This is a genomic window from Embleya sp. NPDC050154, from assembly GCF_044460165.1.
Classification (GTDB): Bacteria; Actinomycetota; Actinomycetes; order Streptomycetales; family Streptomycetaceae; genus Embleya.
Window position 1 is genome coordinate 20,176 of record NZ_JBITJP010000029.1, and the last position, 22,851, is coordinate 43,026.

The 22,851-nt window shown below is 71.8% G+C and carries 26 protein-coding genes and 3 tRNA genes; 22 read left to right on the forward strand and 7 right to left on the reverse strand.

Translation table 11 applies throughout. From position 1 onward, the window contains the following. Nucleotides 1–36: 36 nt before the first annotated feature. The 3 genes from ACIBSV_RS41390 (at nucleotide 37) to ACIBSV_RS41400 (ending at nucleotide 361) form a co-directional block, all read left to right on the forward strand. A tRNA-Gln gene (locus ACIBSV_RS41390) sits at nucleotides 37–108 on the forward strand. 55 nt (nucleotides 109–163) lie between these two features. Continuing rightward, a tRNA-Glu gene (locus tag ACIBSV_RS41395) sits at nucleotides 164–239 on the forward strand. A gap of 49 nt (nucleotides 240–288) precedes the next feature. Further along, nucleotides 289–361: transfer RNA gene (locus ACIBSV_RS41400), tRNA-Glu, on the forward strand. Between the two features lie 175 nt (nucleotides 362–536). Here the strand turns inward: ACIBSV_RS41400 and ACIBSV_RS41405 are convergent. After that, nucleotides 537–1,262, reverse strand: a complete 726-nt coding sequence (locus ACIBSV_RS41405; RefSeq protein WP_026218813.1) for an IclR family transcriptional regulator — start codon at nucleotides 1,260–1,262, stop codon at nucleotides 537–539. A gap of 219 nt (nucleotides 1,263–1,481) precedes the next feature. Between ACIBSV_RS41405 and leuC the strand changes: the two genes are divergently transcribed. The 4 genes from leuC (at nucleotide 1,482) to ACIBSV_RS41425 (ending at nucleotide 4,811) form a co-directional block, all read left to right on the forward strand. Then, nucleotides 1,482–2,894, forward strand: coding sequence for a 3-isopropylmalate dehydratase large subunit (gene leuC / locus ACIBSV_RS41410; protein ID WP_395872591.1), 1,413 nt, complete (start codon nucleotides 1,482–1,484; stop codon nucleotides 2,892–2,894). A gap of 3 nt (nucleotides 2,895–2,897) precedes the next feature. Further along, nucleotides 2,898–3,494, forward strand: a complete 597-nt coding sequence (gene leuD, locus ACIBSV_RS41415) for a 3-isopropylmalate dehydratase small subunit (RefSeq protein WP_395872593.1) — start codon at nucleotides 2,898–2,900, stop codon at nucleotides 3,492–3,494. Between the two features lie 142 nt (nucleotides 3,495–3,636). Continuing rightward, entirely contained in the window at nucleotides 3,637–3,897 is a 261-nt protein-coding gene (locus ACIBSV_RS41420; protein ID WP_379992908.1) for a hypothetical protein, read from the forward strand. A gap of 116 nt (nucleotides 3,898–4,013) precedes the next feature. Continuing rightward, nucleotides 4,014–4,811 (forward strand): HU family DNA-binding protein, encoded by a 798-nt coding sequence (locus tag ACIBSV_RS41425; protein ID WP_395872595.1) that lies wholly within the window; start codon nucleotides 4,014–4,016, stop codon nucleotides 4,809–4,811. A gap of 105 nt (nucleotides 4,812–4,916) precedes the next feature. On the opposite strand, the gene ACIBSV_RS41430 is transcribed toward ACIBSV_RS41425, so the two are convergent. Both ACIBSV_RS41430 and cofC read right to left on the reverse strand, forming a co-directional pair. Beyond that, nucleotides 4,917–5,129: a hypothetical protein gene (locus ACIBSV_RS41430; RefSeq protein ID WP_360310697.1), complete on the reverse strand. Its 213-nt coding sequence runs from the start codon at nucleotides 5,127–5,129 to the stop codon at nucleotides 4,917–4,919. A 78-nt stretch (nucleotides 5,130–5,207) separates the two neighbouring features. After that, nucleotides 5,208–5,927 (reverse strand): 2-phospho-L-lactate guanylyltransferase, encoded by a 720-nt coding sequence (gene cofC / locus ACIBSV_RS41435; protein WP_395872597.1) that lies wholly within the window; start codon nucleotides 5,925–5,927, stop codon nucleotides 5,208–5,210. Nucleotides 5,928–6,180: 253 nt separating this feature from the next. Here cofC and ACIBSV_RS41440 point away from each other — a divergent pair, with 253 nt between their 5' ends. The 3 genes from ACIBSV_RS41440 (at nucleotide 6,181) to ACIBSV_RS41450 (ending at nucleotide 9,567) form a co-directional block, all read left to right on the forward strand. Beyond that, nucleotides 6,181–7,149, forward strand: a complete 969-nt coding sequence (locus ACIBSV_RS41440) for a lysophospholipid acyltransferase family protein (protein WP_395872599.1) — start codon at nucleotides 6,181–6,183, stop codon at nucleotides 7,147–7,149. Then, a complete protein-coding gene (locus tag ACIBSV_RS41445) occupies nucleotides 7,146–8,150 on the forward strand; it encodes an NAD(P)H-dependent glycerol-3-phosphate dehydrogenase (protein WP_395872600.1) in 1,005 nt (334 codons plus the stop codon). Before ACIBSV_RS41440 ends, ACIBSV_RS41445 begins: the two co-directional genes overlap by 4 nt. Nucleotides 8,151–8,424: 274 nt before the next feature. Next, nucleotides 8,425–9,567 carry a D-alanine--D-alanine ligase family protein gene (locus ACIBSV_RS41450; RefSeq protein ID WP_395872602.1) on the forward strand — a complete coding sequence of 381 codons (1,143 nt, stop codon included), beginning with the start codon at nucleotides 8,425–8,427 and terminating at the stop codon, nucleotides 9,565–9,567. 43 nt (nucleotides 9,568–9,610) lie between these two features. On the opposite strand, the gene ACIBSV_RS41455 is transcribed toward ACIBSV_RS41450, so the two are convergent. After that, nucleotides 9,611–10,120 carry a DUF3515 domain-containing protein gene (locus ACIBSV_RS41455; protein WP_395872604.1) on the reverse strand — a complete coding sequence of 170 codons (510 nt, stop codon included), beginning with the start codon at nucleotides 10,118–10,120 and terminating at the stop codon, nucleotides 9,611–9,613. A 45-nt stretch (nucleotides 10,121–10,165) separates the two neighbouring features. Next, a complete protein-coding gene (locus ACIBSV_RS41460) occupies nucleotides 10,166–10,402 on the reverse strand; it encodes an Lrp/AsnC family transcriptional regulator (protein ID WP_395872755.1) in 237 nt (78 codons plus the stop codon). A 174-nt stretch (nucleotides 10,403–10,576) separates the two neighbouring features. Between ACIBSV_RS41460 and ACIBSV_RS41465 the strand changes: the two genes are divergently transcribed. Both ACIBSV_RS41465 and thiD read left to right on the forward strand, forming a co-directional pair. Next, complete coding sequence (locus ACIBSV_RS41465) at nucleotides 10,577–11,530, forward strand: thiamine-phosphate kinase (protein WP_395872606.1); 954 nt, start codon at nucleotides 10,577–10,579, stop codon at nucleotides 11,528–11,530. 31 nt (nucleotides 11,531–11,561) lie between these two features. After that, nucleotides 11,562–12,362 carry a bifunctional hydroxymethylpyrimidine kinase/phosphomethylpyrimidine kinase gene (gene thiD / locus ACIBSV_RS41470; protein ID WP_395872608.1) on the forward strand — a complete coding sequence of 267 codons (801 nt, stop codon included), beginning with the start codon at nucleotides 11,562–11,564 and terminating at the stop codon, nucleotides 12,360–12,362. Between the two features lie 139 nt (nucleotides 12,363–12,501). On the opposite strand, the gene rpmB is transcribed toward thiD, so the two are convergent. Further along, nucleotides 12,502–12,687, reverse strand: a complete 186-nt coding sequence (gene rpmB, locus ACIBSV_RS41475) for a 50S ribosomal protein L28 (RefSeq protein WP_079026714.1) — start codon at nucleotides 12,685–12,687, stop codon at nucleotides 12,502–12,504. Nucleotides 12,688–12,930: 243 nt separating this feature from the next. Between rpmB and ACIBSV_RS41480 the strand changes: the two genes are divergently transcribed. The 4 genes from ACIBSV_RS41480 (at nucleotide 12,931) to ACIBSV_RS41495 (ending at nucleotide 18,127) form a co-directional block, all read left to right on the forward strand. Beyond that, the gene (locus ACIBSV_RS41480) at nucleotides 12,931–14,595 is read left to right on the forward strand and encodes a DAK2 domain-containing protein (RefSeq protein WP_395872756.1); all 1,665 of its coding nucleotides are present in this window, start codon (nucleotides 12,931–12,933) and stop codon (nucleotides 14,593–14,595) included. A 59-nt stretch (nucleotides 14,596–14,654) separates the two neighbouring features. Continuing rightward, a complete protein-coding gene (gene recG / locus ACIBSV_RS41485; RefSeq protein ID WP_395872610.1) occupies nucleotides 14,655–16,916 on the forward strand; it encodes an ATP-dependent DNA helicase RecG in 2,262 nt (753 codons plus the stop codon). Nucleotides 16,917–17,003: 87 nt separating this feature from the next. After that, complete coding sequence (locus tag ACIBSV_RS41490) at nucleotides 17,004–17,549, forward strand: RNA polymerase sigma factor (RefSeq protein ID WP_395872612.1); 546 nt, start codon at nucleotides 17,004–17,006, stop codon at nucleotides 17,547–17,549. Then, on the forward strand, nucleotides 17,546–18,127 hold the full coding sequence (locus ACIBSV_RS41495) for a hypothetical protein (RefSeq protein ID WP_395872614.1): 582 nt from the start codon (nucleotides 17,546–17,548) through the stop codon (nucleotides 18,125–18,127). Before ACIBSV_RS41490 ends, ACIBSV_RS41495 begins: the two co-directional genes overlap by 4 nt. Before the next feature lie 127 nt (nucleotides 18,128–18,254). Here ACIBSV_RS41495 and ACIBSV_RS41500 read toward each other — a convergent pair whose 3' ends face one another. Further along, complete coding sequence (locus tag ACIBSV_RS41500) at nucleotides 18,255–18,626, reverse strand: hypothetical protein (RefSeq protein WP_395872616.1); 372 nt, start codon at nucleotides 18,624–18,626, stop codon at nucleotides 18,255–18,257. Between the two features lie 264 nt (nucleotides 18,627–18,890). On the opposite strand from ACIBSV_RS41500, the gene rsmD reads away from it, so the two are divergent. The 6 genes from rsmD (at nucleotide 18,891) to rnc (ending at nucleotide 22,813) form a co-directional block, all read left to right on the forward strand. Continuing rightward, complete coding sequence (gene rsmD / locus ACIBSV_RS41505; RefSeq protein ID WP_395872618.1) at nucleotides 18,891–19,460, forward strand: 16S rRNA (guanine(966)-N(2))-methyltransferase RsmD; 570 nt, start codon at nucleotides 18,891–18,893, stop codon at nucleotides 19,458–19,460. Between the two features lie 60 nt (nucleotides 19,461–19,520). Continuing rightward, nucleotides 19,521–20,003 (forward strand): pantetheine-phosphate adenylyltransferase, encoded by a 483-nt coding sequence (gene coaD, locus ACIBSV_RS41510; RefSeq protein ID WP_395872620.1) that lies wholly within the window; start codon nucleotides 19,521–19,523, stop codon nucleotides 20,001–20,003. Nucleotides 20,004–20,111: 108 nt separating this feature from the next. After that, a complete protein-coding gene (locus tag ACIBSV_RS41515; protein ID WP_395872622.1) occupies nucleotides 20,112–21,050 on the forward strand; it encodes a cell division initiation protein in 939 nt (312 codons plus the stop codon). A 319-nt stretch (nucleotides 21,051–21,369) separates the two neighbouring features. After that, the gene (locus tag ACIBSV_RS41520) at nucleotides 21,370–21,885 is read left to right on the forward strand and encodes a YceD family protein (RefSeq protein WP_395872624.1); all 516 of its coding nucleotides are present in this window, start codon (nucleotides 21,370–21,372) and stop codon (nucleotides 21,883–21,885) included. 2 nt (nucleotides 21,886–21,887) lie between these two features. After that, a complete protein-coding gene (rpmF, locus tag ACIBSV_RS41525) occupies nucleotides 21,888–22,061 on the forward strand; it encodes a 50S ribosomal protein L32 (protein WP_026218805.1) in 174 nt (57 codons plus the stop codon). A gap of 8 nt (nucleotides 22,062–22,069) precedes the next feature. Beyond that, on the forward strand, nucleotides 22,070–22,813 hold the full coding sequence (gene rnc, locus ACIBSV_RS41530; protein WP_395872626.1) for a ribonuclease III: 744 nt from the start codon (nucleotides 22,070–22,072) through the stop codon (nucleotides 22,811–22,813). Nucleotides 22,814–22,851 lie beyond the last annotated feature (38 nt).

A 22,851-nucleotide genomic window follows, 5' to 3' on the forward strand; every position in this document is an offset into this window, starting at 1 on the left:
CGCAAAAGCCCCCGGGTAACGCGAAGGACGGAGCATTGGGGTATGGGGTAATTGGCAGCCCGACGGTTTCTGGTTCCGTTAGTCTAGGTTCGAGTCCTGGTACCCCAGCTGCATCGTCCGTCTTCGGGCGATGTCGCTGGAAGAAGTTCATGATTGATGATCTGGCCCCGTTGTGTAGTGGCCTAGCACGTCGCCCTCTCAAGGCGGTAGCGCGGGTTCGAATCCCGTCGGGGCTACCAGATCAGCCGTTCGCGGCTTCCACGGCACCGAGCAACACCAGTGGTACGAGGCCCCGTTGTGTAGTGGCCTAGCACGCCGCCCTCTCAAGGCGGTAGCGCGGGTTCGAATCCCGTCGGGGCTACCTCGAAGAAGAAGACCTCTCGCAATCGCGGGAGGTCTTCTTCGTTGTGCGGCTTCGTCGTTGGTGCGGCTTCGCGCTTCGGGGTGCCGTTCGCCGGGGGCGGCCGGCTCCGCTTCGAGGCGCGACATGGGGCGTGATTCCCCGGACGCCCGTCGGCGCCCGGGGAGCGGGGCGGTCAGACCTCCACCTGTGCCCGACGCAGCGCGTCGGACAACTTGGCGGCGGCCTCCATGACGGCCTGCGCGTGCAGGCGGCCCGGATGCCGGGTCAGCCGCTCGATCGGGCCGGAGACGGACACGGCGGCCACCACGCGGTTGCTCGGGCCGCGCACGGCGGCGGAGACGGACGCGACGCCGGGTTCACGTTCGCCGATGCTCTGCGCCCAACCGCGGCGCCGCACGCCGGAGAGCGTGGTCGCGGTGAACCGCGCACCCTGCAGGCCGCGGTGCAGCCGCTCGGGCTCCTCCCACGCGAGCAGGCACTGCGCGGCCGACCCGGCCTTCATCGGCAGCGTGCTGCCCACCGGGACGGTGTCGCGCAGGCCGGAGAGCCGCTCGGCCGCGGCCACGCACACGCGCATGTCGCCCTGGCGTCGGTAGAGCTGCGCGCTCTCGCCGGTGATGTCGCGCATGTGCGCGAGCACCGGGTGTGCGGCGGCCAGCAGGCGGTCCTCGCCGGCCGCGGCGGCCAGCTCGGCCAGCCGCGGGCCGAGCACGAAGCGCCCCTGCATGTCGCGCGCGACCAGACGGTGGTGTTCCAGGGCCACCGCGAGTCGATGTGCGGTGGGCCGGGCAAGACCGGTTATGGCGACGAGTCCCGCGAGCGTGGCAGGACCGGCTTCGAGCGCGGCCAGCACGACAGCGGCCTTGTCGAGAACGCCGACTCCGCTAGAATTGTCCATGCCTTGATATTGCCGTCTCGGATTACGAGACGCAAGTCCGCGACCGAGGCCGGTGCCGGCACAGTGGCGCAACGCGCCGAACCCGAGCACCGGGGCAACAGCCGGGAGCCGTCGGGACGCGGGCACGCGTCAGGGCGTCGACCGCGGATACGGAATCAGCCGCACCCGCGCGACAGAAGACACACAGCGCCGGCAATGGCGCCGGCCGGAGGGACAGCGATGGGACGGACACTCGCGGAGAAGGTCTGGGACGCACACGTGGTGCGCCGCGCGGAGGGCGAGCCGGACCTGCTCTACATCGACCTGCACCTGCTGCACGAGGTGACCAGTCCGCAGGCGTTCGACGGTCTGCGCCAGGCCGGTCGGCCGGTCCGGCGCACCGATCTGACGATCGCGACCGAGGACCACAACACGCCGACGCTCGACGTCGACAAACCCATCGCGGACCCGGTCTCGCGCGCCCAGATCGAGACGCTGCGCAAGAACGCCGCCGAGTTCGGGGTGCGGATCCACTCGCTGGGCGACGTCGAACAGGGCATCGTGCACGTGGTCGGCCCGCAGCTCGGTCTGACCCAGCCGGGCATGACCGTGGTCTGCGGCGACAGCCACACCGCCACCCACGGCGCCTTCGGCGCACTGGCGTTCGGCATCGGCACCAGCCAGGTCGAGCACGTGCTGGCGACCCAGACGCTGCCGATGGCGCCGTTCAAGACGATGGCGGTCACTGTCGAGGGCGACCTGCCCGAGGGGGTCGGCGCCAAGGACCTGATCCTCGCGGTGATCGCGCGGATCGGCACCGGCGGCGGTCAGGGCTACGTCATCGAGTACCGCGGTCAGGCGATCCGGAACCTCTCGATGGAGGGCCGGATGACCGTGTGCAACATGTCGATCGAGGCCGGCGCCCGGGCCGGGATGATCGCCCCGGACGAGACCACGTTCGAGTATCTGAACGGTCGCCCGCACGCGCCGCAGGGTGCCGACTGGGACACCGCGCTGGCGTATTGGAAGAGCCTGGCGACCGAGGCGGACGCGGTGTTCGACAAGGAGGTCGTCATCGACGCGGCCGAACTGTCGCCGTTCGTCACGTGGGGGACCAACCCCGGTCAGGGTGCGCCGCTGGCCGACTCGGTGCCGGACCCGGTTGCGATCGAGGACCCGGTCGAGCGCGCGGCGGCCGAAAAGGCCATCGCGTACATGGGCCTGACGGCGGGCCAGAAACTGCGTGAGATCGCGGTGGACACGGTCTTCGTCGGCTCGTGCACCAACGGTCGGATCGAGGACCTGCGCGAGGTGGCCGGCATCATCAAGGGCCGCAAGGTCGCCGACGGCGTGCGGATGCTGGTCGTTCCCGGTTCGGTGCGGGTCTCGCTCCAGGCCGTGTCCGAGGGCCTGGACAAGGTGTTCACCGAGTTCGGCGCCGAGTGGCGCTACGCGGGCTGCTCGATGTGCCTGGGCATGAACCCCGACCAACTCGCCCCCGGCGAGCGCAGCGCGTCCACGTCCAACCGCAACTTCGAGGGGCGGCAGGGCAAGGGCGGCCGCACCCACCTGGTCTCGCCGCAGGTCGCGGCCGCGACCGCGGTGCTGGGCCACCTGGCCGCACCCGCCGACCTGAACACCGCAGGAGTCTGAGCGATGGAAGCCTTCACCACCCACACCGGAACGGCCGTCCCGCTGCGCGAGAGCAACGTGGACACCGACCAGATCATCCCCGCGCACTGGCTCAAGAAGGTCACCCGCGACGGCTTCGAGGACGGACTGTTCGAAGCCTGGCGCAAGAACCCGGAGTTCGTGCTGAACCGGCCGGAGCGGGCCGGCGCCACGGTCCTGGTGGCCGGTCCCGACTTCGGCACCGGGTCCTCGCGTGAGCACGCGGTGTGGGCCCTGCAGAACTACGGGTTCCGCGCCGTCATCTCGGCCCGCTTCGCGGACATCTTCCGCGGCAACTCGCAAAAGGGCGGTTTGTTGACCGTCGTGCTGCCGCAGGAGACGGTCGAACGCCTGTGGGCGTTGACCGAGGCCGATCCCACCGCCGAGATCACCGTTGATCTGGTGGGCCGTCAGGTCCGCGCGGGCGAGCTCGTCGCGGACTTCGAGATCGACGACTACACGCGCTGGCGGCTGCTGGAAGGGCTGGACGACATCGGTCTGACCCTGCGTCACGAGGAGGACATCACCTCGTTCGAGGCGGACCGGCCGAGTTGGCTGCCGCGCACCCAACCGGTGGGCTGATTACGAACTACCTTGCAGTGCAAGGGAATTCGCGAGGATTGAACGGCGGGACGCGATCGCGTCCCGCCGTTCGCATGTTCGGCGTTCGCCCCAATGGGCGCCCCGTTGTGCCCATAGCCGGATGAGCTGTCACAATTGCGGTGTGGAGCACCAAGGCCGACACGTGAACGAGTTCGAAGAAGTGGAACTCTTCGCCGAACTGGCCACCCGGTTGAAGGTCGCCCACGCCCGGGTGCGTAGGCTCCGACTACCGAACGAGGCTAAAGTGGCGCTAATACGCCGCTTGTTGGTCATCACCGACGCGGCAAAGCATGATTTGGCGGACGCCTCGCGGCGACTGACCAAGCTCATGGACGAGTTGGACGCGGGGCCCGCGAGTTCGCGGGACACCGCCGAAGCCTGAATCCGTTGCGACACAAGGGTGATTCGCCCGTTCGGTAATTGCTTCGGCACTTTTGGATGCTTAGCGTGCCCAATGCCGGCTGAACTGTCCCGGCATCGGTTTCCGAAGGGGAAGACGTGAACAAGGCGCAGCTCGTCGAGGCGGTCGCTGACCGACTGGGTGGCCGCAAGGCCGCCGCAGAGGCAGTCGATGCCGTCCTCGACACCATCGTTCGTGCGGTCACGGGAGGAGACCGGGTGTCCATCACGGGCTTCGGCTCGTTCGAGAAGGTGGACCGTCCGGCTCGATACGCCCGCAACCCGCAGACCGGTGAGCGGGTGCGCGTCAAGAAGACCTCGGTGCCGCGCTTCCGCGCGGGCCAGGGCTTCAAGGACTACACCAGCGGGACGAAGAAGCTCCCCAAGCCCAACGTGAAGAGCGCGGCCGCCAAGAGCAGCCCGACTCCGCGCGTGATCGCGACGGACGCCACGGCGCCCGCCGCGAAGGCGACGACCCGCAAGGCCACCACGGCGAAGAAGGCGCCGGCGAAGCCGGCCACCACGCGCGCCGCGGCGGTCAAGACCCCGGCCGCGACCACCCGCAAGACCGCGGCCACCGCCAAGACGACGGCGGTCGCCAAGCCCGCCGCCAAGAAGGCGACCAAGGCGCCCGCGACCAAGGCCGCGACTAAGCCGGCCGCGGCGAAGAAGGTCACGGCCAAGGCCGCGACCGGCACCGCCAAGGCCACCACCACCAAGGCCGTCAAGAGCACTCCGGCCGCAGCCGCGGCCAAGGCTCCGGCGACCAAGGCGAAGGCGACCAAGGCCGCGCCGAAGGCCGCGACCGCCAAGCCGGCCGCGGCCAAGCCCGCCGCCGCCGCGAAGGCGCCCGCGACCAAGAAGCCCGCTACCAAGCGCGCGGCCAAGAAGGCCTGACGCGGCGGACATCGGCGGCCGGCCGACGGCCGACGAGGACGACGGGCCGGAATCCCACTCGGGGTTCCGGCCCGTCGCCGTGCGTGCCGCCGTCCGGCGCGAGGGTCAGCGCAGCGGATCCGGCAACGTGTACAGCGTCACCAGCACAACCCGATCCCCCGTGGCGTCCATGGTCATCCGCACCCGCTGACCGGGGCGCAGGAACCGCATTCCGCCGGCGTCGAACGCCGCCGCGTCGAAGGGCACGGGAGAGCCGTCGTCGAGCAGCACGACGCCCTCTCGCGAGTCGGTCTCGAAGGTGTACACGGTCCCCTGCATGACCCCATTCTCGCCTGTCCGTCACCCGTCACCCACCGCCGCCGCGAACGCACGCACCGCCGTCGATCCGACGCGGCGTCAGGAGGCGGCCGCACGCGGCAGAAACGGCACGGACGGGAGCAGCGCGGCGGTGGCCTCGCCGACGCCCAGCGTGATCGCGGTCCGCAGATCCTCGCCGGTGTCCACGTCCCGACGCACCGAATCCACGTCGTAGGGCGTGAGTTCGACCGCGCCCGAGGCCAGGTGCCGGGCCCGGGAGGGGCCGCCGAAGCCGGGCGCGAGCGGGACGCCGGCCGCGGCCGTGAGCAACGTGGTGCCCACACCCGCCGCGTCCGCCAGGAACGCCCGCGGCGCGCGCGTCGCGGCGGCCAGCACCCGATCCAACTCCCGGGTTCGCAACGCCGGAAGATCGGCGGACAGCGCGGCCACCCCGGTCCGTGGCCGGCGCTCGCCGGCCACCCGCGCCCCGTGCGCGAGCGCGGCGTTCAGGCCGCCGCCGACGTCGGCGATCACGTCCGCGCCCAGCGCGCGGATCGCCGCCGCGACCCGCGCGTCGTCGGTGACCACGAGCACGCCGTGCACGCGAGCGCAGGCCAGAGCCGCCCGAACGGTGTCCAGGGCGAAGGCGAGGGCGAGTTCGGGGCGATGGCCGGGACCGATCGTGCCGGCGAGGCGGCTCTTGGCGATCGACAGCGGTTTCACCGGCACCACGAGCCGCCACGAGCGCGTGCCGGAGGAGGCGGGACGCCCGTCGCCGGCGGGCCGGCGCCGGGCGGTGGAATCCGTCGCGGGGGACATCGGCAAGATCCTCGCATCCGTACCGTAAGCCCATATCCTCGTCGGTCGACGAGGACGTTTCTCGACAATGCGGAAGGCCCGGGGGAAACTGTGGGGTCCGCCGTACTGAATCGATGTTCCGCCAGAATCGATGTTCCGTGCTTCTCGCGGGGAACGTCGATGGTGTGAGGAGCGACACGGCGGCGGAAACATCGGGGCGGGACTTTCGCGTCGACACGCACGGATCTGAAACACATGAACGGGAGGAACGCCGGTGGCCCGCCGAAGGATCGGTTTCTGGTACCGCCTGGCGGTCGTGGTGATCAAGCCCCTGCTGTTGTTGTTCACGAAACGTGACTGGCGGGGCACCGAGAACATCCCGACGTCGGGCGGGTTCGTCACGGCGGTGAACCACATCTCCTATGTCGACCCGCTGACCTACGCGCACTATCAGTACGACAGCGGCCGCGTGCCGCGTTTCCTGGCCAAATCCGGCCTGTTCAAGATCCCGTTCGTCGGTCGGGTGCTGGCCGGCGCCGGCCAGATCCCGGTGTACCGGGACTCCGCCGACGCCGCGCTCGCGTTCCGCGCGGCCGTGGAGGCGGTCGAGAAGGGCGAGTGCGTCGCGGTCTACCCGGAGGGCACGATCACCCGGGACAAGGCACTGTGGCCGATGCCGGGCAAGACCGGCGCGGCGCGGATCGCGCTGACCACCGGCGCCCCGGTGATCCCGGTGGCCCAGTGGGGCGCGCACGAGTTGTTGCCGCCGTACGGCAAGCGACCGCGTCTGCTGCCGCGCAAGACGATGCACGTGCTGGCCGGGCCGCCGGTGGACCTGGACGAGTTCCGTGGGCGTGAGCTGACCGCGGACGTGTTGCGTGGAGCGACCGACCGGATCATGGAGGCGGTGACCGAACTGCTCGCCGAGCTCCGCGAGGAGCCCGCTCCGCCGAACGCCGGCGTCCGCAAGGCGTCCGGCCGCAAGGGCGAGGACGAGGGCGAGGCACAGGCCGGGATCGAGCCGAGTCGAGAGGTTCCGGGCGGCGCCGACCCGATCGGGTCCACCGCGCCGGAGCCGGCGCCCGCCGAGCCGCCGCGCACCGCGGCCGCCAGGGTCGAGGTCGGCAAGGTCGAGGTGCCCAGGGTCGAGGTCCCGACCGGGGCCGAGGCGGCGAAGACCGAGACCGACCGGCCCGCGGGCGAGCGCACCGGCACCGAGCACACCGAGGATGGCCGCGCATGACGCGCTGCGCGGTATTCGGCATGGGTTCCTGGGGGACCGCCTTCTCGATCGTGCTCGCCGAGGCGGGCTGCGACGTGGTGATGTGGGGCCGGCGCCCGGAAATGGCCGACGCGATCAACGCGCGGCACGAGAACGACGAGTATCTGCCCGGGATCGCGCTGCCGACCGGGATCCAGGCCACCACCGACCCGGCGAAGGCGGCCGAGGGCGCGGAGTTCGTGGTCTTCTCGGTGCCCTCCCAGACGCTGCGCGGCAACCTCACCGCGTGGGCGCCGCTGCTGCCCGACGACGCGATCCTGGTCAGCTTGATGAAGGGCGTCGAGTTGGGCACCGCGAACCGGATGAGCGAGGTGATCCGCGAGGTCACCGGCGTGTCCGAGGGCCGGATCGCGGTGGTCAGCGGGCCCAACCTGGCGATGGAGATCGCCCAGCGCCAGCCCGCCGCGAGCGTGGTGGCGTGTACCGACGAAGAGGTCGCCAGGCGGCTCCAGGAGGCCAGCCACACGCCCTACTTCCGCCCGTACACGAACACCGACGTGGTCGGCTGCGAACTCGGCGGCGCGGTCAAGAACGTGATCGCGCTCGCCGTGGGGATGGCGGACGGCATGGGCATGGGCGACAACACCAAGGCGACGCTGATCACCCGGGGACTGGCCGAGACGGCCCGGCTGGGTGCCGCGATGGGCGCCGACGCGCACACCTTCGCGGGCCTGGCGGGCCTCGGCGACCTGGTGGCCACCTGCACGTCACCGCTGTCGCGCAACCGCACCTTCGGCGAGAAGATCGGCCGGGGCACGCCGATCGAGGAGGCGGTGCGGGACAGCCGGCAGATCGCCGAGGGCTTCAAGTCCTGCGAGTCGGTGCAGACGCTCGCACGCCGGTACGGCGTCGAGATGCCGATCACCGACGTGGTGGTCTCGATCATGCACGGCGGCAAGCCCCCGTCGGTCGGCATGGCCCTGCTCTCGCGCTCCGCCAAGCCCGAACGCTACGAGTCGTAGCCCACCATCGCCTGTCGTGACGAACGTCGCCGGCCGGACCCGCGCTCTCCGGCCGGCCGGCGACGAGACGCGGCGGCGACGCGACACCGGCGACGCCACACCGGCAACACGACACGGGCAACACGACCCGGGCGACGTGACCCGGGCCGGTGATCCGCGGGCGACGCGACCAGGGCGGGGACGATGCGCGGCGGGGGCACGCCGGCGGCGCAACGCCGGGCGCCCGGCGGGCAATACCCCGTCCGAACGGCAAGCGGGATAGGGTCGTCCGACCATGAACGACGTTTCCGCCACCCCGCACCCCTCCTCGCGCCCCCGCGTCGCGGTCGTCTTCGGCGGCCGCAGCTCCGAACACGCGATCTCCTGCGTCACCGCCGGCAGCGTGCTGGCCGCGATCGACCGCTCCAAGTACGACGTGCTGCCGATCGGCATCGGCACCGACGGGCGCTGGCTGCTCGTCGACGACGACCCGGAACGGCTGGCGATCCGCGGCGACAGGTTGCCCTCGGTGGCCGACGTCGCGGAGTCCACCGCCGCCGTCGTACTCGCGGCCGACCCCACGGCACGCGAGATCACCGTGCTCGAACCCGGCGCGCTGCCCAAGCTGCTCGGCGAGGTCGACGTTATCTTCCCGCTCCTGCACGGCCCCTACGGCGAGGACGGCACGTTCCAGGGCTTCCTGGAACTGGCCCAGGTCCCCTACGTCGGGTCCGGCGTGTTCGCCAGCGCGGCGAGCATGGACAAGGAGTACATGAAGGCCCTGTTCGCCGGCTTCGGCCTGCCCTCCGGCCCGTACGCCACGGTCCGCCCCCGGGAATGGGAGCGCGATCCGGCCGCGGTGCGCGAGGCGGTGTCCTCGCTGGGCTTCCCGGTGTTCGTCAAGCCGGCCCGCGCGGGCTCCAGCATGGGCATCACCAAGGTGCACCGGATCCAGGACCTGGACGCGGCGATCGAGGAAGCCCGTCGGCACGATCCCAAGGTGATCGTCGAGGGCATGCTGACGGGCCGTGAGATCGAGTGCGGCGTCCTGGAGTTCGAGGACGGGCCGCGGGCGAGCCTGCCCGCGGAGGTCCGGGTCGGCGGCGACCACGAGTTCTACGACTTCGCCGCGAAGTACCTGCCGGACAACGGCACCGAACTGGACGTGCCCGCGGTGCTGACCAAGGAGCAGACCGCCGAGGTGCAGCGACTCGCGGTGGCCGCCTTCGAGGCGCTGTCCTGCGAGGGCCTGGCCCGGGTGGACTTCTTCCTGCTGGAGAACGGCCACTTCGTGATCAACGAGGTCAACACCATGCCGGGCTTCACACCGGTGTCGATGTACCCGAGCATGTGGCAGGCGACCGGCGTGGGCTATGCGGAGCTGGTCGACCGGCTGATCCAGGCCGCGCTGCGGCGGCCCAACGCGCTGCTGCGCTAGAACCCGTACGCACACCAGGGGCGGTCGACCTCCCGGCCGCCCCTCACGCGTTGCTCAGGTCCAGGGTGGCCGGCACCGTGCGGGCGACCGCGTCGGCGACGTCGACGAGCGGTGCGGCCGGCTCGGCGAACTTCTTCGGGACGGTCATCTCGACGTTGGCCCGCCGATAGACCGTGGTGAACCGCACCCCGTCGGCGTACCTCGCGAAGGCCCAGGTCACGCCGTTGACCTCGACCGAGTCGACCGGCTCGGAACCGGCCTTGGCCGGATCGACCACGCGCAGCGACGCGGGCAGGCCCACGCCGCAGCGCAACACGATGGCCGGATCGCCCCACGCGGCGGTCAGGGTGGACTCGGGAGAGATCTTCCGCGCCCCGGCGTCCATCACCTTCGCCGGAAGCGCGTCGTGCAGCGCTCGGCACGCGTCGGCCGCGGCCCCCGGCGGCGGGGTCGGCACGGCGACCTGCACCGGACCCGATCCGTCGCCGCCGCACCCCGCGGCCGTCAGCATGATGACCGGGAGCAGGCAGGCGATGAGTCGAGTAGGGCGCACGGCCTCGATCCTAGGTCGCGCCCGCGCCGGGTCGTTCGCGGGTGCTCACCCCAGGTTGACCACCGGACACGTCAGGGTGCGGGTGATGCCGTCGATGCGCTGCACCTCGGCGACCACCATGCGGCCCAACTGGTCGACGTCGGCGGCCTCGGCCCGCACGATCACGTCGTAGGGGCCCGTGACGTCGTCCGCCCGGGTCACCCCCGACAGCTCGGCGATGCGTCGGGCCACCGAAGCCGAACGGCCGACCTCGGTCTGGATCAGGATGTATGCCTGTACCACCACGGCCTCCCGGCGCGCAGGATGATGGGATCTTGACGTGATCCCCGCTGCTGCGACCATTGTCGGCCCGGCGGGGCATCGGCGACCACAGCGGGAGCCGATGGATCACGGCCGACACGGTGGACACGGTGAACGAGGCGGATCAGGGCTGATGGGCATGGCAGGAGAGCGGCGATGAGCGGGACGCTTGGCGATCTCGGCGAGTTCGGCCTGATCGGGGCACTGGTCGCCCGCGTGCCCACGGGGCCGCACGTGTCCCTGGGACCGGGCGACGACGCCGCCGTGGTCGCCGCCGCCGACGGGCGCGTGGTGGCCACCATGGACCTGCTCGTCGAGGGTCGGCACTTTCGGCGGGACTGGTCCACCGCGTACGACGTGGGCCGCAAGGCCGCCGCGCAGAACCTGGCCGACGTCGCGGCGATGGGCGCGGTGCCCACGGCGCTGCTGATCGGCCTGTGCGGACCGCCGGACCTGCCCACCGGGTGGGCGCTGGAGCTGTACGACGGCCTGCGCGACGAGTGCGCGGTGGTCGGCGCGGGCGTGGCGGGCGGCGACGTGGTCGGCGGCGAGACCGTCACCGTCGCGGTGACCGCGCTGGGCGACCTCCAGGGCCGTGCTCCCGTGGTCCGCTCCGGCGCCCGGCCCGGCGACGTGCTCGCGGTCGCGGGCTGGCTGGGCTGGTCGGCCGCCGGGCTGGCGATACTGGGCCACGGGCACCGAGCGCCGCGCGCGTTCGTGGAGGCGCACCGCCGACCCGAGCCGCCCTACGACGCCGGCCCCGGCGCGGCGATACTCGGCGCGACCTCGATGATCGACGTCAGCGACGGCCTGCTCGCCGACATGGGCCACCTCTCGCGCGCCTCCGACGTGCGGATCGACATCCTCTCCGGCCGGCTGGACGTGCCCGCGCAGATGCGCGACGTGGCCCGCGCGCTGGGCGCCGACCCGCTGCACTGGGTGCTCACCGGCGGCGAGGACCACGCCCTGGTCGCCACCTTCCCGGCGGGCACCGCGCTGCCCGCGCGCTGGCGGGTGATCGGGCGGGTGCACGCCGGCCGCGGCGTCACCGTCGACGGCCGGGACCCGGGCCTGGCGGGCGGATGGGACCACTTCGGGCGTGGCCGATAGGCGCGCCCGCGGCGTGGATAGGCTGCCCGACATGGTGCAGACTCCTCCACGCGTGCTGACGGTGGCCGGCTCCGACTCCGGCGGTGGTGCCGGGATCCAGGCCGACCTCAAGACGATGCTGGCCCACGGCGTGCACGGGATGAGTGTGATCGCGGCGGTGACCGCGCAGAACTCGCTCGGTGTGCAGGGCTACTGGGAACTGCCGGAGGAGGCCGTCCGGGCGCAGTTCCGCAGCGTCGTGGACGACATCGGGGTCCAGGCGATCAAGACCGGCATGCTCGCGTCGCCGAACCTGGTGGCGGTGGTCGCGGCCCTGCTCGCCGAGGTGTCCGTGCCGGTGGTGGTCGACCCGGTGGCCTCTTCCAAGCACGGCGACACCCTGCTCGCGAACGAGGCGCTGGAGACGCTGCGCACCCGCCTGCTGCCGGTCGCCACGGTGGTCACGCCCAACCTGTACGAGGTCGAGCTGCTGACCGGCCACAAGGTGCGCGAACGGGCCGACATGCGCGGCGCGGCCGAGGCGGTGCTGGCGTTCGGTCCGCGCTGGGCCCTGGTCAAGGGCGGACACCTGGAGGGCGAGGCCGCCGACTTGCTCTTCGACGGCACCCACGAGCACTGGTTCACCAGCCCGCGCTACGACAACCGGCACACCCACGGCACCGGGTGCACGCTGGCGAGCGCGATCGCCTCGCGCCTGGCCGTCGGCGACACCGTGCCGGACGCGGTCGCCGCCGCCAAGGACTACGTCACCGGCGCGATCCGGGCGGGCTTCCCGCTGGGCGAGGGGATCGGGCCGGTCGACCACGCGTGGCGCCGGCGCGAGGAATTCTGAGCGGCGCACGAACACCGACACGAACGGGTCCGCGTCGACGGCGCGGACCCGTTCGTGTTCCGCCAAGCCGTCCCGGACAAGCCGAAGGGCCGATCCACCCTGGGGTGAACCGGCCCTTCGATGTCGAGCGATCGAGCAACTAGCGGGAAACCTTGCCCGCCTTGATGCAAGAGGTGCAGACATTGAGGCGCTTCGGCGTGGCACCAACCATCGCGCGCACCGTCTGGATGTTGGGGTTCCAGCGACGGGGCGTCCGGCGGTGAGAGTGCGAAATGCTGTTGCCGAAGCCCGGCCCCTTGCCGCAGACGTCGCAGTTGGCAGCCACGGGAACACTCCAAAGACGAATGGGAATTGCGTACGAACACGTGCCGGCGAATGCCGGACAACCGCAGAAGAGTAACCGACGAACCAGGCGATGCGCGAACCCGGGATGATCCGGGCATAGGCGATCAGCCGATCTCGTCATGCTTCCCGCCAAGCCTAACCCATCCGGGTGGGCCGCTTTACCGCTCCCCGTCTCGATAACGTGGCCGGCGGACGGGACGCGCACAACGGATTCGTACAGGAGGTGGGCGTGCAGGGCCTGCTGGGAGAGCTGGACGGTCCGGCGGTACGCCGCTGGGGCCGCGTCGCCCTGGAGCTGATGGGGCGAGCGCGCGAGGAGATCGACGCCCTCAACGTGTATCCCGTGCCCGACGGCGACACCGGCACGAACCTGTTCCTGACCCTGGAATCGGGGATCGCCGAGGTCGACGCGCTGTTCGGCCGCGACCTGCCCGAGCCCGACCTGCCGACCGCGTTCCGGGCACTGGCGCACGGCGCGTTGATGGGCGCGCGCGGCAATTCCGGGGTGATCCTCAGCCAACTCCTGCGCGGCATGGCCGAGCGACTGGAGGCCGAACAGGCCGGCGCGGTCGAGACCGGCCGCGAGGTGCCCGCCGGGCTGGCCATCGCGCACGCGCTGCGCACCGCCGCCGACGCCGCGTACGCCGCGGTGGCCCGGCCGGTCGAGGGGACCATGCTCACCGTGGCCCGGGCCGCCGCCGAAGCCGCGGCGGGGGCGGGCGGTGAGATCCGACCGGTGGTGCGCGCCGCCGCCACCGCCGCGCACGGCGCGCTCGCCCGTACGCCCGAGCAACTGGAGGTGCTGCGCCGGGCGGGTGTGGTGGACGCGGGCGGGCGCGGCCTGACCGTGCTCCTGGACGCGCTGCTCGCGGTGGTCACCGGCGAGCGCTCGGCGTACCGGATCCACCCGCACCAGGCGCAGATCCCGGTCCCGGTCCCGTTCACCACGCCGGTCGGGTCGAACGAGGCGACCCAGGGGCCCGGGTTCGAGGTGATCTACCTGCTCGACGCGCCCGACGCCGCGCTGCCGGAGCTGCGCGAACGGCTCGCCGCGCTCGGCGACTCGCTCGTGGTGGTCGGCGGCGAGGGCCTGTGGAACGTGCACGTGCACGTGGACGACGCGGGCGCGGCGGTCGAGGCGGGCATCGCCGCCGGCCGGCCGCACCGGATCCGGATCACCCACCTCGAGCGCGGCCTGGCCGGCCTCTCGGCGCCCGTGCCCAGCCCCACGCGCGGGATCGTCGCGGTCGCCCAGGGCGACGGCCTGGCCACCCTGTTCGCGGACAACGGCGCGCACGTCGTGCAGGCCGGACCGGGCCGGCGGCCGTCCACCGGCGTGCTCGTCGACGCGATCCTGCGGACCGAGGCGCGCGAGGTGGTGCTGCTGCCCAACGACGCGGACTGCCACGCGGTGGCCGGGGTGGCCGCCCAACAGGCACAGGCGCACGGCGTCCGGGTGCAGGTGATCCCGACCAAGGCCGCCGTGCAGGGCCTGGCCGCGCTGGCCGTGCACGAGCCCGGCCGGCGCTTCGACCAGGACATCGTCGGGATGACCTCGGCGGCGGGCGCCACCCGCTACGGCGCGCTCACGGTCGCCGTCCGCGAGTCGTGGACGATGGCCGGCGTGTGCCAGGCGGGGGACGTGCTCGGCGTGATCGAGGGCGACATCGCGGTGATCGGCCACGACCAGCGCGAGACCGGCACCGTGGTGGTGGACCGCATGCTCGCGGGCGGCGGTGAGCTGGTCACCCTGGTCACCGGCAGCGCCTGCCCGCCGGGCCTGGCCGCCTCGATCGAGCGACACCTGCGGGCCACCCGACTCGGGGTGGACGTGATGGTCTACGAGGGCGGCCAGGAGGTGTACCCGCTGCTCATCGGGGTCGAGTAGCGATCGGTCCGGCGGTTGGAACGGCCCGATGACACCCTCGACCAGTACCGTTGGGCGGCATGTCGCGCCTTGACGAACCGCTGAAGAAACTCGTCGGCGACCGCACGGCGACGGTGCTGGCCAAGTCCCTCAAGCTGGACACCGTCGGAGACCTGCTACGCCACTACCCCCGGCGTTACGCGGAGCGCGGGCGCCTGACCGACCTCTCCCGCCTGGAGCCCGAGGAACACGTCACCGTGATGGCGGAGATCGCCAAGGTGAACAAGCGCCAGTTCCGCAATCGGCGCGGCAACCTCCTGGAGGTCGAGGTCACCGACGGGCGCGGCAAGCTCACCCTGATCTTCTTCAACCAGGCCTGGCGCGAGGAGGAGCTGCGCCCGGGTCGGCGCGGCCTGTTCGCGGGCAAGGTCGGGCGGTACAACAACGTGATCCAGCTCAGCCAGCCCGACTACCAGCTGATCGGCGAGGACGATCAGGACGGTGTGGCGAACCTGTTCGCGGGCGCGCTGATCCCGGTCTATCCGGCCGCCGCCAACATGCCGTCCTGGAAGATCGCGCAGTGCGTCGGCATGGCGCTGGACACACTCGGCGAGGTCGGCGACCCGCTGCCCGCCGAGATGCGCGAGCGGCGCGGCATGCCGGGACTGGCCGAGGCGCTCGGGCACGTGCACCGGCCGAACTCCTGGGACGAGGTGAACTCGGCCAAGGACCGCCTCAAGTGGGATGAGGCGTTCGTCCTCCAGATCGCCCTGGCCCGCCGCCGCCGGGACGCCAGGGCCCAGTCCGCGGTGGCCCGCCCGCGCCGCGCGAACGGCATCCTGGACGCCTTCGACGCCCGCCTCCCCTTCGAACTCACCGACGGCCAGAAGGAGGTCTGCGCCGAGATCGAGACCGACCTGGCCACCGAACACCCGATGCACCGCCTCCTCCAGGGCGAGGTCGGCGCCGGCAAGACCCTGGTCGCGCTGCGGGGCATGTTGACCGTGGTGGACGCGGGCGGGCAGACCGCGTTGTTGGCGCCCACCGAGGTGCTCGCGCAGCAGCACTATCGCTCGATCGTGGAGATGCTCGGGCCGCTGGCCGAGGGTGCCGGGATGCTCGGCGGGTCGGAGATCGGCACCAAGGTCACCCTGCTCACCGGTTCGATGGGGGTGCCCGCGCGCCGCGCCGCGCTCCTGGACCTGGTCACCGGCGAGGCCGGGATCGCGATCGGCACGCACGCGCTGATCGAGGACAAGGTGGAGTTCCACGACCTGGGCCTGGTCGTGGTCGACGAGCAGCACCGCTTCGGCGTCGAACAGCGCGACGCGCTGCGCGGCAAGGGCAAGCGCCCGCCGCACCTGCTGGTGATGACCGCGACGCCGATCCCGCGCACGGTGGCGATGACCGTGTTCGGCGACCTGGAGACCTCGATCCTGGCCCAGCTCCCGTCCGGCCGATCGCCGATCGCCACGCACGTGGTCCCGGCCAAGGAGAAGCCGCACTTCCTGGACCGCGCCTGGCAGCGGGTGCGCGAGGAGGTGGAGAACGGCCACCAGGCGTATGTGGTGTGCCCGCGCATCGGCGACGAGGAGGACGACCCGAAGGCCAAGAAGAAGGCGAAGTCGAAGGCGAAGGCCGCCGCGCGGGACGAGGACCTGCCCGCCGAGGCCTACCTGGACGACCCCGAGGACATCGGCGCGGACGCCGCGGGCGGCGAGGAGCGGCGCCCGCCGCTGGCCGTGCTGGACGTCGCCGAGTCGCTGCGCGCCGGTCCGCTGGCCGGCCTGCGGATCGAGGTGCTGCACGGCCGGATGGCGCCGGACGACAAGGACGCCGTGATGCGCCGCTTCACCGCCGGCGAACTGGACGTGCTGGTGGCGACCACGGTGATCGAGGTCGGCGTCAACGTGCCCAACGCGACCGCGATGGTGATCATGGACGCCGACCGGTTCGGCGTCTCGCAACTGCACCAGCTGCGCGGCCGGGTCGGCCGGGGCAGCGCCCCCGGACTGACCCTGCTGGTCAGCGAGATGCCCGGCGGCACCTCCGCGCGCGAACGCCTGGACGCGGTGGCGGCCACCCTGGACGGCTTCGAACTCTCCCGGATCGACCTCGAGCAACGCCGCGAGGGCGATGTGCTCGGCGACGCGCAGTCCGGCTCGCGCTCCTCGTTGCGGATGCTGGAGGTGGTGCGGGACGAGGAACTGATCGTGGCCGCCCGCGAGGAGGCGAGCTCGATCGTGGCGAACGACCCGGATCTGATCGAGCACCACGACCTGCGCAGCGCGCTCGCCAGCATCCTGGACGACGAGCGCGCGGAATACCTCGACAAGGGCTGACCGCCCTCCCTCCGCTCCGACGCGCCCCCACCGGTCACCCGTTCGGAGCACGCGGAACACCCCGTCGGTTGGCTACCAATGGGGGCCATGGACGCACGCACGGGGGACGAGGGTTTCGACGCGCTCTTCTGCGGGTTGCTCCCTCGGTTGTATCGGCGGGCCGTGCTGCTCGCCGGCGAGGGCAGCGCCGAGGACGCGGTGCACGAGACGTACCTCAAACTGGCCCGCAGACCCGACCGCCTGCTCGGCCATCCCGAGCCCTACGCCTATGCCTTCCGGGCACTGGTGAGTGTCACCCGCGACATATGGCGCGTGCGTAGCCGCCAGGTCCTGCTGCCCGAACCGCCCGAGCCGGGGGAGCGGGCCCGGTCCGCCGCCGACCCGATCGCCCGGCGCGAGGCCGAGTGGGAGGCCGTGCGGATGCTCGGCTCGCTGCCCGCCAAGCAGGCCGCGGCGGTGCTCCTGGTCGACCTGGACGGATACACGATCGATCAGGCCGCCGAGATCCTCGGCGTGCACCGGGGGACGGTGTCCCGCTCGCGCGAGCGTGCCCTGACCCGGCTGCGCGCCGGCCTCGGCGGCCCCTCCGGCCGGTTCCGCCGCCGGGATCGACACGAAGGAGTCACCCGGTGAACCCCTCGCCTCCCGACCTCGACGACCCGGACGACGCGGTCCACGAACTGCGCACCCGGCTGCGCGACGCGGAGGCCGCCTGTGTCGAACCGCCCGGCCTCGCGGTCCGAGTGCTGCGCCGGCCGGCCCCGCGGTCGAGATGGCGCGGCACCTTCGCGATCGCGCTCGCCGCCGTGCTCGTCCCGGCCGTGGTCGGGCTCGGCGCCTTCCTGGTCGGTCGGCACGACGCGAGCGACGCGCCCGCCCCCAGGCCGCCCGCGGCGCGCGCGGCGAGTGTGCAGAGCGAGGTCCACAACTCCGAGGTGCCGTGCCGGGCGCTGCGCACGCTCGAGTGTTCGATGGGCGTGTTCAAGGAGCCGAAGTTGTCCTCGCGCACGGCCGACCTCGCGGATCGGGTGTGGCACGGCGACCGACTGCTCCTGGTCTGCCTGCTCACGGACGGCCCGCGGGTCACCGACGAGACCGGCGTCGCCTCCCGGCACTGGTACCGGGTGGTGGTGCTGGGCACCAACGCCGAGGGCTGGCTGCCCGGCGTGCGCACCCGCAACGAGACCGAGGTACCGGACTGCGCGCGCTGACCGGAGAGCGCGACCGGGACTCCGGGGGACGGGGCAGTGCGATCGGCGCCGCCGCGTCGGCGCGGACACGTGGTCGGGGGACGGGACGATCTCCGTCCCCCGACCACGTGGGCTCATCGCATACCGGTCAGCAGTGGTACATGCCCGGCATCGGGTCCTGCGGCGTGAAGACGCGCTGCGCGGGCAGGAAGCCGTGCCCGCCGTCGTCGCCGTCGGTGTAGTACCAGATGTCGTTGCCGCCCGAGTGCGGGTCACCGGAGGTCCAGCAACTGAAGTAGCTGTAGGTGGTGTTCAGCCGGCTGACCACGGGTGCCCGGAAGTACGGCTCCGAGCGCAGGTCGCTCGCGCCGTTGGCGCAGTGCAGGGTGCCGTTGCTGTCGACGTAGCAGTTCGCGGCGGGGGTGTGCGGCGCGGCGGTCTCGGCGACCGCCGGGGCCATGCCGGTCGCGGCCAGCGCGGCGCCGGCGACGACCGTGGCGAGGAAGGTACGGAGCTTCATCGGATCTCCCGGGTCGGGTGGGAATCGGGTGGGGTCGGTGCCTGGACGGCGATCGGTGTCGCCGGTGCACGACGGTGGCGCCCCCGCCGTGCACACCCCTCATACGATCCAGTGGCTCCGTGTGTATGACACGTCGCACAAAGTGCACGGGCCCGGATTTCGTCCACCGCGACCAGTCGATAGCGTGGGCGCCATGCAGGACACGTACGCGCAGGCCGACCCGCCGGGCACCGGCGAGCCCCACCAGTACCCGCGAGGGCACGCATGACCCGGGTGATCGCCGGGGCGGCGGGCGGTCGACGACTGAGCACACCGCCGGGCGAGGGCACCCGGCCGACCTCGGACCGGGCCCGTGAGGGACTGTTCTCCACCCTCCAGTCGCTGCGCGGCAACCTGCACGGCGCGCGGGTGCTCGACCTGTTCGCGGGCTCCGGCGCGGTCGGCCTGGAGGCGCTGTCCCGGGGCGCGGCGCGGGTGCTCCTGGTCGAGTCCGACCCCCGCGCGGCGGGCACGATCCGGGCGAACATCCGGCTCGTCGCGCTGCCCGGCGCGGAACTGCGCCCGGCCCGCGCGGAGAAGACCGCCGCCGTGCCCTGCCCGGACGAGCCGTACGACGTGGTCTTCCTCGATCCGCCGTACGCGGTCACCGACGAGGACGTGCGCGCGCTGCTCGGCGCGCTGGCCGAGCACGGCTGGCTGGCCGAGGAGGCGCTGATCGTGGTCGAACGTGCCACGCGCGGGGGGCCATTCGCGTGGCCCGCCGAATTCGCCGAGATCAGATCCCGTCGCTACGGCGAGGGAACGCTCTGGTACGGTCGCGCCGCGCAAGCCTGACCAGGCGGGCGGGCCATCGGGTCCGGACCCGTCGGCACCCGATTTCGAGGGGAACCTCCGTTGCGTCGAGTCGTCTGCCCCGGTTCGTTCGACCCGGTCACCAACGGTCATCTGGACATCATCGGACGGGCCTCGAGCCTGTACGACGAGGTCTACGTGGCGATCGGCTTCAATCGCGCCAAGCGCTCCGGCCTGTTCACCATCGAGGAGCGCATCGAGATGCTCCACGAGGTGGTCGATCAGTACAAGAACGTCAAGGTCGAGGCGTTCGAGGGGTTGCTGGTCAACTTCTGTCAGGAGCGCGGGATCCCGGCGATCATCAAGGGTCTGCGCGCGGTCACCGACTTCGACTACGAGTTGCAGATGGCGCAGATGAACTACGGTCTTACCGAGGTGGAGACGTTGTTCGTGGCGACGAACCCCCTCTACAGCTTTCTGTCGTCGAGTCTCATCAAAGAGGTCGCGACGTACGGAGGCGACGTGTCCGGCCTGGTGCCGGAGACGGTGCTACGTCGGCTCACCGAGCGGCTCGCGCAGGGCTGACGCGGCACGTGCCTCGTCGCCGGGCCGACCGCCCGCGGCGAGTCGGTCCGTCACGCGATGCCGGCGAACACGACGGCTACCGTCGGTTTGAGGAGAGAGAGCAAGCCCGTGGACGTGCAGCCCAAGCTCGATGAACTGATCGCACTGGTGGAGAACGCCCGCTCGATGCCGATGTCGGCGTCGTGCGTGGTCAACCGTGCGGACGTGGTGGCCCGGCTCGAGGAACTCAAGAACCTGCTGCCCGAGGAGTTCGACCACGCGCGCCGGGTGCTCGGCGACCGCGAGTCGGTGATCGAGGAGGGCCGCCGCGAGGCCGAGCGGGTGTTGGCCACCGCCCGGGAGGAGCGCGGCTCGCTGATCGCGGACACCGAGGTGGCCCGTGAGGCGTACGGCGAGGCCGACCGGATCCTGTCCGAGGCCCGGCGCGAGGCCCAGCGCATCCGCGAGGAGGCCGACGACTACGTCGACCAGAAGCTGGCCAACTTCGAGGTCGTGCTGACCAAGACGCTCGGCGCGATCGGTCGCGGCCGGGACAAGATGCGCGGTCGCCGCCCGTCCGACGAACTCGGCGAGTACATGCAGGCGCAGGAGTTGGCCGACGCGCAGGCCAAGGGCCGGCCGGGCAGCCTCCAGGCGCAGCTCGACGGGCACGAGGAGACGTTCGCCGCTCAGCCCGCTCAGCCCGCTCAGCCCGCTCAGCCCGACTACCCGCCCGCGCCGCCCGCCGCGCCGACCGTGCCCGCGCAGGCCGGCCCCTACGGTGGTCAGCACGGCTACGGCCAGGACGCCTACGGGCAGCCCGCCTACGCGCAGGGCACCGGACCGGACACCGGATACGCCGGCGGTTACGAGGGCCAGTACGACATGCCGCAGTACGACCAGCACGGGCAGCAGCAGCCGTACGCCGCGCAGCACGACCCGGCGAGCACGGGGCAGCAGCAGGCCTACGACCCGCAGGCCCAGTACGCGCAGTCGCTGGACGAGACCAGCTTCTTCGACACGAGTCTGATCGACGTCCGCCAGTTCCAGCAGGACGGCGGGCGCTAGGCCCTGTCCGGCGACGGGCACCGCCGTTCGCGGCGCCCGCTCGCGGCGTCCGGTCGGTCCGGGCGTCGCGGGAATCGCCGCTTGATCGTCCCGCTCGAATGGCCCCGTTTGGGGCCTGGCGCGCGGGCTGCGATACTCTTACGGACCGACCCTGCCCGAGGCGTGTTTTTCGCGTGCCCCGAGGGTCGGCACCCTGACCATTCGAGCCCCCCGTCATCCCGGGGGGTGGCACTGCATGAGGTAGGACGTCCTGGACCGCTTGGATCACCGCAAACCACTCGTCGTCGACACACGCGAGCTGGGGCGTCGGCCTGGATCCATGCTGAAGGTGTCCCGCTCCGTGCCGGCCCCGAAGGACATGGGTGTGGCAGATGTGATCGGCGCGCCCGAAGGTGCCCCCATCCAGCTGGGTGTCCGGCTGGAAGCGGTCATGGAGGGTGTGCTGGTCACCGGCGTCGCGCAGGTGCCGCTGACCGGTGAGTGCGTCCGGTGCCTGGAACCGCTCGAGCGTGAGCTCACGGTGCGTTTCCAGGAGCTGTACGTCTACCCGGACGCGGAAGCCGACGAGGACGCCTTCCGGCTCACGGACGACTTGTTCGACCTGGAGCCGGTGCTGCGGGACGCGACGGTGCTCGCACTGCCGCTCTCGCCGCTGTGCCGGGAGGACTGCCCGGGCCTGTGCTCCGAATGCGGAGCGCTGCTCGCGGAGGACCCCGACCACAGTCACGAGCTCGCCGACCCCCGGTGGGCGAAGTTGACCAACATCTTCGACGGACCTTCCGCCGAAGCCGACGTTGACGGCGCGTCCAGCGCCGACGAGAACCAGGAGAAGTAGCCGTGGCTGTTCCGAAGCGGAAGATGTCGCGCAGCAACACCCGGCACCGCCGGAGCCAGTGGAAGGCCACTGCCGCCAACCTGGTGACCTGCGAGCGTTGCCGTGAGCCGAAGCTGTCGCACATCGCGTGCCCGAGCTGCGGCACCTACAACCGCCGCCAGGTCCTCGACGTCTGATCAGGCCGGTGGTCGTTCCGGTGACGGAATCACTCGCGCAATACGCGGATCTGGAAGGGCGGCTGGGCTGGTCGCTCGACGCCGCCCTTCTGGAACGCGCCCTCACCCATCGCTCGTACGCGTACGAGCACGGCGGGCTCCCGACCAACGAGCGCCTGGAATTCCTGGGCGACTCGGTACTCGGCCTCGTCGTCACCGACACGCTGTACCGCAGGCACCCCGACCTGCCCGAGGGCCAGCTCGCGAAGTTGCGGGCCGCGGTCGTCAACTCGCGCGCCCTCGCGGGCGTCAGTCGACGACTGGACCTGGGCGCCTTCATCCGGCTCGGCCGAGGTGAAGTGGGCACGGGTGGGCGAGACAAGTCCTCGATCCTCGCGGACACGCTCGAAGCCATCCTCGGTGCGGTGTACCTGGACCAGGGTCTCGACGCGGCGACCGAGCTGATCCACCGGTTGTTCGATCCACTGATCGAGCAGTCGGCGAATCTCGGCGCGGGCCTGGACTGGAAGACCAGCCTCCAGGAGCAGACCGCCGCGGCGGGCATCGGAGTCCCCGAGTACGTGGTCTCCGAGACCGGTCCCGACCACGAGAAGACCTTCACCGCACTGGCCCGGGTCGCGGGTGTCGACTACGGCACCGGTGTCGGGCGGAGCAAGAAGGAGGCGGAGCAGCAGGCCGCCGAAAGCGCTTGGCACTCGATCCGCGCCAAGTACGGAGACGGTTCCGGCACGCCGCCGGCCGCCACCGCGTAGTCTCCGAGCCAATGCCTGCCGATAGGTAAGTTCGAACC